General features: G+C 60.6%; 9 protein-coding genes. All 9 read left to right on the forward strand.

Annotation, left to right across the window (positions count from 1 at the left end; translation table 11 throughout):
• The first annotated feature begins 96 nt into the window (after positions 1-96).
• The gene (gene rfbC, locus GGR40_RS08245) at positions 97-660 is read left to right on the forward strand and encodes a dTDP-4-dehydrorhamnose 3,5-epimerase (RefSeq protein ID WP_429275743.1); all 564 of its coding nucleotides are present in this window, start codon (positions 97-99) and stop codon (positions 658-660) included.
• 4 nt (positions 661-664) lie between these two features.
• A complete protein-coding gene (gene rfbB, locus GGR40_RS08250) occupies positions 665-1,726 on the forward strand; it encodes a dTDP-glucose 4,6-dehydratase (RefSeq protein ID WP_429275744.1) in 1,062 nt (353 codons plus the stop codon).
• Positions 1,723-2,613 carry a dTDP-4-dehydrorhamnose reductase gene (gene rfbD / locus GGR40_RS08255; protein ID WP_429275745.1) on the forward strand — a complete coding sequence of 297 codons (891 nt, stop codon included), beginning with the start codon at positions 1,723-1,725 and terminating at the stop codon, positions 2,611-2,613. The genes rfbB and rfbD overlap by 4 nt, the downstream gene beginning before the upstream one ends.
• 16 nt (positions 2,614-2,629) lie before the next feature.
• Positions 2,630-3,511: a glucose-1-phosphate thymidylyltransferase RfbA gene (gene rfbA / locus GGR40_RS08260; RefSeq protein ID WP_429275746.1), complete on the forward strand. Its 882-nt coding sequence runs from the start codon at positions 2,630-2,632 to the stop codon at positions 3,509-3,511.
• Between the two features lie 389 nt (positions 3,512-3,900).
• Complete coding sequence (locus tag GGR40_RS08265) at positions 3,901-5,211, forward strand: glycosyltransferase family 4 protein (protein WP_429275747.1); 1,311 nt, start codon at positions 3,901-3,903, stop codon at positions 5,209-5,211.
• A 91-nt stretch (positions 5,212-5,302) separates the two neighbouring features.
• The gene (locus tag GGR40_RS08270; RefSeq protein ID WP_429275748.1) at positions 5,303-6,430 is read left to right on the forward strand and encodes a polysaccharide biosynthesis/export family protein; all 1,128 of its coding nucleotides are present in this window, start codon (positions 5,303-5,305) and stop codon (positions 6,428-6,430) included.
• A gap of 7 nt (positions 6,431-6,437) precedes the next feature.
• Positions 6,438-7,367, forward strand: a complete 930-nt coding sequence (locus GGR40_RS08275) for an FkbM family methyltransferase (RefSeq protein ID WP_429275749.1) — start codon at positions 6,438-6,440, stop codon at positions 7,365-7,367.
• Positions 7,364-8,521 (forward strand): hypothetical protein, encoded by a 1,158-nt coding sequence (locus GGR40_RS08280; RefSeq protein WP_429275750.1) that lies wholly within the window; start codon positions 7,364-7,366, stop codon positions 8,519-8,521. The genes GGR40_RS08275 and GGR40_RS08280 overlap by 4 nt, the downstream gene beginning before the upstream one ends.
• A gap of 41 nt (positions 8,522-8,562) precedes the next feature.
• On the forward strand, positions 8,563-12,228 hold the full coding sequence (locus GGR40_RS08285) for a glycosyltransferase (protein WP_429275751.1): 3,666 nt from the start codon (positions 8,563-8,565) through the stop codon (positions 12,226-12,228).
• Positions 12,229-12,230: the final 2 nt, after the last annotated feature.

Consider the following 12,230-nt stretch of genomic DNA (forward strand, 5'->3'; position numbering starts at 1 on the left):
ACCGCGACCGCCAATGCGTAATCCAAGGCGATGGGCGTTTGTGTCCGTCTGTGTGAGGGCTGTTATGCGCCATCAAAGATCGTTAAAGGCAGAGTCATGGAGATCATCCCCCTAAGCCTTCCGGGCGTCATGCTGCTTGTCCCCCGCCATATCGGGGATGAGCGGGGCTATTTCGCGGAAACCTTCCGCGCCGACCGGTTCCAGCAGTCGGTCGGAGACTGGACATTCGTTCAAGACAACGAATCGCGCAGTGCCAAGGCGGGCACCGTTCGCGGCTTGCACTTCCAGAGCGAGCCACAGGCGCAAGGTAAGCTGGTACGCTGCACCGCAGGCGCGCTGTTCGACGTAGCCGTGGACATCCGTGCCGGGTCGCCAACCTACGGCCATTGGCTAGGCGAGACGCTGACGCCCGAAAACGGCCGGCAGCTCTGGGTTCCTCCCGGCTTTGCCCACGGGTTTTGCTCTCTCGAACCGGATACCGTCATCTGCTACAAGGTCACGGACTATTACAGCGCCGAATGCGACAAGGGTCTGGCCTGGGACGACCCGGCGATAGGGATCGACTGGCCCGACATCGCCGACCCCGAAACGCTTTCCGGCAAGGATCGCGTGCAGCCACGCCTCGCCGACCTTCCCGAATATTTCAGTTGGAGCAAGTGACTTCATGCGCGTGATCGTTACCGGCGGGGCCGGATTCATCGGCTCGGCTCTCGTGCGTTACCTGGTTCTCGACAAGGGATACGACGTCCTGACCATCGATGCCCTGACTTACGCGGGTTGCGAAGCGTCACTGCGCGCGGTCGAGGGGCGCGACAGCCATCGTTTCCTCAAGGCGGACATCTGCGACCGCGCGGCCATGGATACCGCGATCGCCGATTTCCAGCCCGATCGCATCATGCACCTGGCGGCGGAAAGCCACGTCGACCGTTCCATCACCGGCGCTGCGGATTTCGTACAGACCAACGTAATCGGCACCTTCACACTGCTCGAAGCCGCGCGGGGGTACTGGAACGACCTTGATCAGGCGGCAAAGGCGGCCTTCCGCTTTCTTCATGTATCGACGGACGAGGTCTACGGTTCGCTGGGCGACGATGGGCTATTCGCCGAAACGACGCCTTACGACCCCAGTTCACCCTATTCGGCGTCCAAAGCCGCATCCGACCACCTCGCCAAAGCTTGGGAGCGGACTTACGGATTGCCGGTGGTGGTCTCCAACTGCTCGAACAATTACGGCCCTTACCACTTTCCCGAAAAGCTGATCCCGCTGACGATCCTCAATGCCCTCGAAGGGAAACCGCTGCCGGTGTACGGCAAGGGTGAGAACGTGCGCGACTGGCTGTACGTCGACGATCACGCGCGTGCCCTCGACACCATCGCCGAAAAGGGGCAAGTCGGCGAGACCTACAACGTGGGCGGCCGCAACGAGCGCCGCAACATCGACGTGGTGCGCCGTATCTGCGCCGTGCTCGACGAACTCGTTCCTGCGGAGGCGCCGCGCGATACGCTGATCGAATTCGTCACCGACAGGCCGGGTCACGATGCCCGCTACGCCATCGACGCCACCAAGCTGGAAGAGGAACTGGGTTGGCGTGCGGCCGAGAACTTCGATTCCGGCATCGAGAAAACCGTGCGCTGGTATCTGGAAAACCGGTGGTGGTGGCAGCCCTTGCGCGAGCGTTACGACGGAGAGCGGCTGGGCCTCGACGCGGCGAACGTTCCGGCATGAGGATCGCCGTTACCGGCAAGTCCGGACAGATCGTTTCGGCACTGCTGGAACGCGGTCGCGCCGCCGGGCATGAAGTGCTGGCTTTGGGCCGACCCGAACTGGACCTTGCCGATCCGGATTCGGTCGTGGCTGCATTGAAGGCGTCCGCGCCGGACGTGATCGTGTCGGCAGCAGCCTATACGGCAGTAGACAAAGCCGAGGTCGAGGCCGGTCTGGCTCATGCCGTGAACGGCGCGGGCGCAGGTGCCGTAGCCAGCGCAGCAAAGTCGCTGGGCGTGCCACTCGTTCACGTATCCACCGACTATGTGTTCGACGGGGGCCTTGATCGTCCGTACCGCGAAGACGATGCAACCGGCCCGACCGGGGCCTACGGCGCATCCAAGCTGGCGGGGGAACGGGCAGTGCTCGAAACCTACCCAGAAAACAGCGCGGTCCTGCGCGTGGCATGGGTTTACAGTCCCTTCGGCACGAACTTCGTGAAGACAATGCTGCGGCTGGCGCAGGATCGTGAAGAAGTCTCGGTGGTGGCGGATCAGTGGGGCAATCCCACCAGCGCGCTTGATATCGCGGACGGCATCGCCAAAGTGGCCGCAAAGCTGGTCGAAAGCGACGATGCCGCCTTGCGCGGAATCTTCCATATGACTTCAAGTGGAAAGGCCAGCTGGGCCGATTTCGCGAATGAGATATTCGCCGCGTCCGCCACTCATGACGGCCCTTGCGCCCGCGTGAAGCGGATCGCCACTGCAGACTATCCGACCCCCGCCACAAGGCCGGCCAATTCGCGGCTGAACTGCAACAGGATCGCGGAAATCCATGGCGTCGTCCTGCCCGACTGGCGAGGAGCGGTGAAAACCGTCGTCGCCCGCCTGCACACCGCTTCGGCCTGATTTTAGGAGTACGACCATGAAGGGCATTATCCTCGCTGGTGGCAGCGGTACCCGTCTTTATCCGATGACGCTTCCCACGTCCAAACAACTGATGCCGGTTTATGACAAGCCGATGATCTACTACCCGCTCAGCACGTTGATGCTGGCCGGTATTCGCGAAGTTCTCATCATTTCCACTCCGCGCGACCTGCCGGCGTTCCGGTCGCTTCTGGGCGATGGATCGCAGTGGGGCATGACGTTCGAATATGCCGAGCAGCCGAGTCCTGACGGGTTGGCACAGGCCTATGTCATCGGCGCCGATTTCGTCGATGGGCAGCCTTCTGCATTGATCCTGGGCGACAATATCTATCATGGCCACGGGTTGCCCGAGCTGCTGACCAACGCCTCTGCCCGCCAGTCTGCAGGCGCCGGGGGGGCCAGTGTTTTCGCGTACCATGTCAACGATCCCGAACGATACGGCGTCGTCGCCTTCGACGAGGCAATGAAGGCGCTTTCGATCGAGGAAAAGCCGGTGGCGCCACAGTCCAACTGGGCAGTGACCGGCCTGTACTTCTACGACGCGCAGGTAGTGGACATCGCCGCGAACCTGAAGCCATCGCCCCGCGGCGAACTTGAAATCACCGACGTCAATCGCGTTTATCTGGAACGCGGCCAGCTTTCAGTGGAAATCATGGGCCGCGGTTATGCCTGGCTCGATACCGGGACGCCCGACAGCCTGCTGGACGCTGCAGAATTCGTGCGAGTCCTGGAAAAACGCCAAGGCTTCAAGATCGCCAGCCCGGAAGAAGTCGCATTTCGCCAAGGCTTCATCGATGCAAACGGCCTTGAACAAGCGATCGGCAAGCTGGGCAAGTCCGACTACGGTCGATATCTGCGGGGAATCCTGGTGCAAGGATGAAACAGGGCTTCTGGGCGGGTGCATTGGGCGAAATTCGGGCTGCACTTTCGCGCTCGGGCAGGCGCAAGAGAAAATGCCGCCAATGTAACGCGTTAAGTGATTTCACGTATCTTTAGCAGAAATACTTTGAAATTTATCCCCAGAGACGTTAAGTAGTTAGGCAATAAATCCTTGATTAAATCAGAGTTTGTTTGAAACAATTTTCTATTTTCAGTCAGTAATAGCTTCCTGTCTCTAGGGATCTATTGCAGAGATTTTTCACTGTATTGGCAGGCGCGCTTGCTGCGAGAGGGCTTTAAATTGAGGTGAATGGCCGTTGCCGGACGCCTGATTATTGACTAGAGCCTGCCGTCCAATACGATTCCGCGTGCGTGAGGTTTTAAGTTCGAGTGTTCAATCCGACCGAAATCCGCATCGGAATCGATGGGTACAATCTGGCCATGCCCAAAGGAACGGGCGTCGCCAACTATGGCATGAACCTGGCGCGGGCGATCAAGGCAAGCGGCCACATGCTGGACGGCGTCTTTGGCCTGAACGTGGACACGCCCGACGACGAGCGCGAGGTGGCGTTCTTCAACCTGCTGGGCCGAGACGTCAAATTCCGTCGCGGACACATGATCAGGCGCGCCGCTCAGACCGCCTTCGGGGCAAAGCTGCAGGAAGTGCCGCTTACCGACCGCGTGGAAAAACAGGTCTTTGCAGACCGGATGCCAGACTTTGACCGGGTGTTCAACGCATCGCTCCTGTTCAACGTGGCGCGGACCCATTTTCAGTTGACCGGCTCTTTCCTGACGGTATCGACTCCCAATCCGCCGCAGATCATGCACTGGACCTATCCGGTCCCGGTGCGGATGGCTGGTGCGCGCAACATCTACACGCTGCACGACCTGGTGCCCTTGCGGATGCCGTACCTGACGCTGGACCACAAGGACGTATACCGCAAGATCATTCTTGGATGCATAAAGGCCAGCGACCGCATCTGCACGGTTTCCGAAGCCAGCCGCCGGGACATCCTCGAAACGTTTGACGTGCCCGAAGAAAAAGTCATCAACACCTATCAGTCCAGCCCTCCACCGGCCGAAGTGATCGACAGCGATCCTTCCGAGGATGCGCGGATGATCGAAGGCCTGTTTTCGCTCGAACCCAAAAGCTATTTTCTGTTCTTCGGCGCGCTCGATCCGAAAAAGAACCTGCCGCGCATCATCGAAGCATATCTGACCAGCCATTCGCAATCGCCGCTGGTCATCGTGGCGGGCCGAGACTGGGGCCTTTCCGGAGAGCGCGACGCCCTCGGTTCGGGCGCGCGGGTGTACGGACACCAGGCTAAGGGCCGCATCCTGCACCTGGACTACATGCCCCGCGCGCTGCTGTGCCGGATGATCCGCAACGCCAAGGCAGTGATTTTCCCCTCGCTTTACGAAGGCTTCGGCCTGCCTGTCCTGGAAGCTATACAACTGGGCACGCCCGTCATCACTTCCGATGTGAGCTCGCTGCCCGAAGTGGCTGGCGATGCGGGCCTTCTGGTGGATCCCTACGACGTACGCTCCATCGCCGCAGCGATCGAGCGTATCGACGGCGATGCCGAACTCGTAGAAAAGTTGCGGGAAGCGGGTCCGGCCCAGGCTGCAATCTTCTCCGAACAGCAGTATCGTCAGCGTCTTCGGCATCTTTATGCAACCACGCTTGGCATTCAAGAGTAAGGTACGTCCTACCATGCAATCGAAATCGCAGCCGTCAGGCGGTCGTCATAAGGCGATCGGCGTGCTCTCTGCCGCAGGGAATCGCCGGGTGATGAAGGTCAGGAACTGTTTGTCGCTGGCTGCCGCGCTATGGGTTGCGGGCTGCGGAACGCTGCCCGCCACAGGGCCAACGGTAGGCCAGTTGAAAAGCTCGGTCCGCAAGGACAGCGAGGGCTTGAAAGTGGAACTGGTTCCGATCGATGGCGTAACCGTCGAGGCCCTGCGCGAGGCAGATGCTCGCCGCGTCAGCGCCTTTACGCCGATGCAGACCGACTCCGGTGCCTATGGCCCCGAATTGGCGCGACCCAGCGACGTGCTGACGATCAGTATCTATGAAGTCGGCGTGTCGCTCTTTGGATCGCAATCGCCCGCTTCAGCGCAAAGCGGCATGCCCACGGCGGCGGCGCAGACCATTACCGGCATCAAGGTCGATGAGAACGGACTGATCGACCTGCCTTACGTCGGATCGATGTCGGTGGCGGGGCTTTCCCCGCGACAGATCGGCAAGACCATCGAGTCCAGGATGCGCGGCCTGTCGCAAAGCCCGCAAGTGATCGTGGCCATCACCGACAGCGCCGAAAGTTCGGTGAACCTGAGCGGCGCTGTGAACCGCAACGGCCGGTATCGCCTGACGGTGGCCCGCCAAAGGCTGCGCGACCTGATCGCCGAGGCCGGCGGTGCGCCTGCCGATCCCGAAGACATCATGGTGCGCCTGACCCGTGGAGCGACGGTCGCCGACATGCGCCTCAGCGACATTCAGGTCGGGTCGCAGGACGATGTCTATCTGGCACCCGGCGATCGCGTGGAATTGCTGCGTCGCCCCCGCACCTTCACGGTGTTCGGCGCTTCGGATCATGTATCGCAGATCAGCCTGGGTCCGGACCGGCTGAACCTGCTCGAAGCTGTGGCTAAGGCGGGAGGGCCTTCGGACCAGCGCGCCAATCCGCGCGGGGTCTTCCTGTTCCGCTGGGAGCCTGTAGAAGGCGGAGAGCCGAAGCCGGTGATCTACCAGCTGGATATGATGCAGGCAGGAAGCTACTTCCTTGCCGGCCAGTTCGCCATGCACGACAAAGATGTGCTATACTTTGCCAATTCTGCGTCCAACCCGCCCACCAAGTTCATCGCCATCCTCAACCAGCTGTTTTCGCCGATACTGACCGTCAAAGCCCTGACCGAATGACGCTGTCATGGGAAAGCTGCCGTCGATGACCTGGCTGCGCGGAATTTTCGCGAACAAAAGGCGGAAGGTTGAAGCTGCGAAGCCGACATTCGCAGAGCCGTTCGCCTTGGACGAATTGCGTCCGCTGTTGCGGCGGCGTAACGAACACATTGCACGTGCAATGTGTGCGACTACGTATTTGGGCGAATATTACGGCATACTGCGGGTTCTGTGCCGGGTACTGGGCCGCTACAAGATGTACGTCGATCCCAATGACCACGGGCTGTCGCCGCATCTGATGCTCGACGGCTATTGGGAAATGTCGACCACCGAGGCGATCGCGCAACTCGTCGAACCAGGGATGATCGTCGGCGACGTGGGGGCCAATCTCGGCTATTTCACCATGCTGATGGCGGATCTCGTCGGACCTGAGGGCAAGGTCTTCGCTTTCGAGCCCAACCCGCAGATGGCATTTCGGGCCGAGCGAAGCGCGCGGCTAAACGGGTTCTCCGAAAGAGTAGCAGTCTGCCAGACAGTGCTTTACGGAGAAAATGGCCGTACCGTCAGCTTCCTGATGCCCAGTGACGAGCCGAAGAACGCCTACGCGCGGCCTTACGACGGTGAAGAGTTGACAGGCGCGGTACTGCTCGATGCATGTCGGCTGGACAGCCGGCCTGAATGGCTCGACTTCGACATGCTGAAAATCGATGCGGAAGGATCGGAGCAAAGCATCTGGCAAGGCATGAGCGGTCTGCTGGCCCGTGACCGGCTGCGCATCATCGTGATGGAAGTGCGTCTCTCGCGGTATGACGGGGATACGGCCTTTTTGCGGGACATCATGGCGCATGGCTTCTCGATGGAGCGGATCGACGATACCGCCGGCATCGTGGCTACGTCGTTGCAAGTGTTGCAGGCTGATTGGGCGAACGAGGACGTCATGCTGGTATTCCGGCGATGAGTGATACCGAGACCCCGGCGCAGCAGGATGCGCCCGTTCGCCGCGTCGTCGAACCCTTCGTGTATTTCCGCGAACATGCCTCGGCGATTCCGGGACTAGGCGGTCGTTCGCGCAGTCCCAATCCCAACTACTGCTTCCATACGAACTACTTCGAATACCTCTCGGGCGTGGTGGTGTTCCATGTGTTCATTCGCAACGCGCGGGCCACACGCGGCGAAATGGAAATCCGCGTTCACGGATACCGCCCCGACAATCCGGACCTTGGAATCAAGCTTGTGACCGGCGCGCGGATACCGCTGGCCGAAATCGACGAGAACACGCTGACAGTCCAACTGCGCATCTCCGCCATCCCCGGCGTTCATTATGCGCTGTTCGCCCATTATACGGACCCTGCCGACCTGCAGGCTTCCGCCATCGACATCGAGGCCGAAGAGTGGGGCGGAGAGACGGCCGAGGATTATAACGAAGGCGTGGCGCCCGACAGCGTGCTGGGTATGCTCGCGCCCGAGGCGGCGGGGTCGCTGGTGGCCCGCCGGCAGGCGACGCTGACAATGCCCGGTTCCCAGCCCTGCACGCAGGCCCAACTGGACAGCGACATCTTCAGGACTTCCTGGCCGCAGGTCGGACCGGCTGCAGATGCCTTGAGCCGCTGGCGCCAGGTCTATGCACTAGAGATGCTGCGACACTTCGGGTTCCTTAACGGCGGCGGGTCGGTGCTGCTCCTGGGCGAGGCGCCTGCCGCCTTCGAGGATGCACTGCATGCACAGGATTGCCTCATCGCATTGCGCAGCCCTGCAGAAGTGGCAAACCCGGACCTGGCGTTGAAAGGAGCGGGGTATTTTGACATCGTCGTGTGCCTCGACGTCAGCAGTCATTGCCGAAGCCGCGAAGATATCGCCACGTTCATCAAGTTGGCCCTGCGCCGACTGATGCGCGGTGGGATGGCCGTGCTGATATTCGATTATACCGATTTGCCGATGGCAGGCGGCTCAGACGATGACGCACCGGTGTTGAAGCGGGAGCACATCGAACAGATCGCCTTGCGCGTGATAGGCCATGGTTCGACACTGGTTCAGCTTGCTTTTCCCAGTGGGACCAAGTCGGATATCTTGCCGGCGGACCGTGTAGCATTCGGTTTCGCAGTTCGTCGCTGATCCTTCAAGGATCGAGTGTTTTTGTAAGAGCAGGCTGACTTATGTTGAATACCCTGAGAGGCAAGCCGAACGCGGCGCGTCGCCAAGCGGCTGAGGCTGCGCGCGAACGAGGCGACAAAGCGCGAGAAATCAGGGACTGGGAAGCCGCCGGCGATGCCTATCAGGCTTACCTGCAGGTCTTCCCCAAGGATTTCGGCATGTGGGTTCAACTGGGCCACATGCGCAAGGATGCTCACGCGTTCGAAGCGGCAGAAATAGCCTATCAAGAGGCCCGGCGCCTGCGCCCGGACGATGCAGACCTGCTGCTCAACCTAGGCCATTTGAACAAGCTGCAGGGCCGGCAGGAACAGGCCGCTGAGTATTACGCCGCCAGTGCACGGTTGATGCCGCAGGGCCCGGCCCTCGCAGAGCTGGCTGGAGGATGGCTGGCACCCGATCTGCGTTACCGCGTGCTCACGAAGCTGGAAAAGAAGAACCCTGCAGCGAAAAAGGCCATACAGCGCGTTACCCGCGGGGCTGCGGTACTTTCGGCACAGGGCCTTGATCTGGCGAAAGCCGGCGGGCATCTCGCCTTCGGCTTCGATCCGCAGGTGGTTCTGGAACTCGATCGCACGGTGCGCGCGGCACCGGTGGCGGTGATCGAGATCGAATATGAACTGATCGGTGACTTCGCTTCCGAAGAGGGCCTCCTGTACCTCGATTTCGGGCACGGATACCATGATGAGGACAGCATCCCCATCCGCTATGTGGGGAACAGAGGACAGTTGACCATTTTCCTGTCGGCTCCTGCGGCGCTCAGAGCGATCGCGTGGCACCCGACGGAAATCATCGCGGGCGGCTTGAAGATCGAGAGCATCCTTGCCATCGGCTATACCGATCTGGACGCGTTAGTCAGCCGGGCGACTGCTGAGGATGTCGTCTGGGTCCACGATTACAACCGCATCCCGGCGGAAGAGATGCGCGCAGGAATCGGCGCCCTGTTCACCGGGCGTCACCTGGCGGTCGGAGACCACCGGGCCATGCAGGCCTTCCTGCCGACTTCGCGTGATCGCGGTACGGACTACGCCCATTGGCGATATCGTTATGCCAATCCGGGTCCGGAGGAATACGCCCGCATGGCGGCGATGACCAACCAGATGGCGTGGCGTCCCCGCTTCTCCTTCGTGATGCCGGTGTACAATACTGATCCGGTGTTGTTGCGTGCGGTCCTCGACGCCATGCTGGGACAGACTTATCCCGACTTCGAAGTCTGTATCGCCGACGATTGCAGTAAAAATCCCGAAGTCGTCCGCATTCTGGAAGAATTTGCAGCTCGCGACCTGCGCGTGAAGTGGGTTCGTCGATCACTGAACGGGCATATTTCAGCTGCATCGAATTCCGCGATGGCGATCGCCAGTGGAGACTTTGTAGTCCTTGTCGATCATGACGACCTAATCCCGCCTTACGCGCTGTTCGTGGCGGCATCGTACCTGAACCGCTTTCCCGATGCGCGAATCCTGTTCAGCGATGAAGACAAGATCAGCCTGAACGGCGAATTCTTCGATCCCTATTTCAAGGGCGTCTACAATGAATTCCTGATGTTCGGCCACAATATGGTCAGCCATCTGGGGATATACGATCGCCACCTTCTGAAGGAGATCGGCGGCTTTCGCATAGGGCTCGAAGGCAGCCAGGATTACGACCTGTTCCTGCGCGCCAGCGAACGGATCGATCCCAGCCAGATCATCCACATCCCTCACGTGCTGTATCACTGGAGGCAGGTGCCGGGTTCGACTGCTATTTCCGCCGATCAGAAGGACTATGCCGAACTGGCCGCACGGACCGCCATCAACGGTCATGTCGAGCGGACGGACAAGCCTATCCAGTCGATCGCCGGACATGCGCCTGGAAACAGCGCCATCACGCCCCGGCAAGAGTATGACACGCGAGTCAGTATCATCATTCCCACCCGCAACGGAATCGATCTGTTGCGGCCTTGTCTGGATTCGATCCAAGCCTGCGGAACGCAGAACCTGGAAGTGATCATTGCCGACAACGACAGCGATGACGCGACTGCCCTGCGCTTTCTCGAACAGGCGCCGAGGCGCTATCCCGGCCTCAGCCTGCGCGTGGTGAAGGTACCGGGACCGTTCAATTTCTCGACGATCAACAATCAGGCCGCCGCCCATGCGACGGGCGATATTCTGTGTTTCCTCAACAACGACACGGAAGTGCTGTCGCCGCGATGGATCGAACGCGCACGCGGTCTGCTGGTGATGGACGATATCGGCGCGGTGGGGGCCAAGCTGCTCTATCCCGACGACACGGTTCAGCATTTCGGTCTGGTCACCGGCTTGTACGGCCACCGTGTCGCGGGCGGAGTTCATCTGTTCCTGCCGGACAAGGCTTATGGCTATTTCAGCAAGCCCTGCATGATACAGGAGTTTTCTGCCGCCACTGCAGCCTGCCTGTTCGTGCGCAAGGCCCTGTTCGAGCAGATCGGCGGATTCGATGCCGACCTCGCCGTCGCCTATAATGACGTCGATCTGTGCCTCAGACTGCGCCGCGAAGGGAAACGCGTGCTGTGCGATCCCGCGATCCTGCTGACGCACAAGGAATCGAAGTCGCGCGGGAGCGACGCGACACCGGAACGCGCGGCCCGCCTGGACCGCGAGGCGCAAAAGATGCACGACCGGTGGGGCGATCTGCTGGCGAAGGATCCCTTCTTTTCGCCCAACCATTCGCTTGACCGACCGGACTTCGCACTGGCTTACCCGCCGCGCCAGAAGTGGCCTTGGGAATATGCCGCGCGGGAGGGCGAGACGTCCCTGACGCGCACGATTGCGCGCGCGCCGCGCTATGTCACTTCGCCGATTCAGCCGGATCGCGGCTTCCTGGCCGTATGTGGAATCATGAAGGACGAAGCCATCAACATCGTTGAATGGCTGGCGTATCACCGCGCCATAGGGGTCGAGAAGTTCTACCTGTACGACAACAACAGCAGCGATCATACCGTGGAACTGCTGCAGCCTCTGGTCGAACGGGGGATCGTTGACATCATCCCCTGGCGCATCAATCCCGGCCAGTTGGAAGCCTACAACGATTTCGCCGAGCGGCACCGGGACCACTGGACCTGGGCCGCGTTCATCGACATGGACGAATTCATCAATCCCTACGGCCTGGATTCCTTCACGGCCTGGCTGGCAGGTTTGGAAGACAGTTCTGCCGTTGCTTTGCAATGGATGAATTACGGCCCCAATGGCCATGACGCCCCCCCGCCCGGGCTGCTGATCGAAGCTTATGCAAAGCGTCTGGAGGCGACCAATCCGGTGCATCAGCATGTCAAGTCGGTGGTCCGGTTGCGGGATTACGATCGCGCCCGCTCGCCCCACAGTTTCTGGGTGAATGGCCGCGTTACGGATGAGCATGGCGCCGAAATCGACCAGCAGGCTGGTGATTATGCAATCATGCCAATCAGAACGCACACGGGAATTTGCATCAATCACTACTACACCCGCTCGCGCAGCGAATGGATGGCCAAAGTAACGCGGGGTATGGCCGATTCCGCGGCCAATGCGCCAAATCGCCGCGACATGTCGTGGTTCGAAGGCTATGTTCGCGACGCTCAGACACATGACGACAGCATCGCCAAATTCGCGCAGGCGACCAGAGCCACAATGGCAGATTGGGGATACCCAGTCGGTCCGTCGCTTTGCGGGGAGGATTGATC

The sequence above is a fragment of the Novosphingobium gossypii genome (assembly GCF_050433305.1).
Taxonomy (GTDB): domain Bacteria; phylum Pseudomonadota; class Alphaproteobacteria; order Sphingomonadales; family Sphingomonadaceae; genus Novosphingobium; species Novosphingobium gossypii.

Bases quoted from the DNA above. Each gene is read 5' to 3' on its own strand.
- rfbC (WP_429275743.1), top strand. From the start codon at position 97: ATGGAGATCATCCCCCTAAGCCTTCCGGGCGTCATGCTGCTTGTCCCC.
- rfbB (WP_429275744.1), top strand. From the start codon at position 665: ATGCGCGTGATCGTTACCGGCGGGGCCGGATTCATCGGCTCGGCTCTC.
- GGR40_RS08275 (WP_429275749.1), top strand. From the start codon at position 6,438: ATGGGAAAGCTGCCGTCGATGACCTGGCTGCGCGGAATTTTCGCGAAC.
- GGR40_RS08285 (WP_429275751.1), top strand. From the start codon at position 8,563: ATGTTGAATACCCTGAGAGGCAAGCCGAACGCGGCGCGTCGCCAAGCG.
- GGR40_RS08270 (WP_429275748.1), top strand. From the start codon at position 5,303: ATGAAGGTCAGGAACTGTTTGTCGCTGGCTGCCGCGCTATGGGTTGCG.
- rfbD (WP_429275745.1), top strand. From the start codon at position 1,723: ATGAGGATCGCCGTTACCGGCAAGTCCGGACAGATCGTTTCGGCACTG.
- GGR40_RS08280 (WP_429275750.1), top strand. From the start codon at position 7,364: ATGAGTGATACCGAGACCCCGGCGCAGCAGGATGCGCCCGTTCGCCGC.
- rfbA (WP_429275746.1), top strand. From the start codon at position 2,630: ATGAAGGGCATTATCCTCGCTGGTGGCAGCGGTACCCGTCTTTATCCG.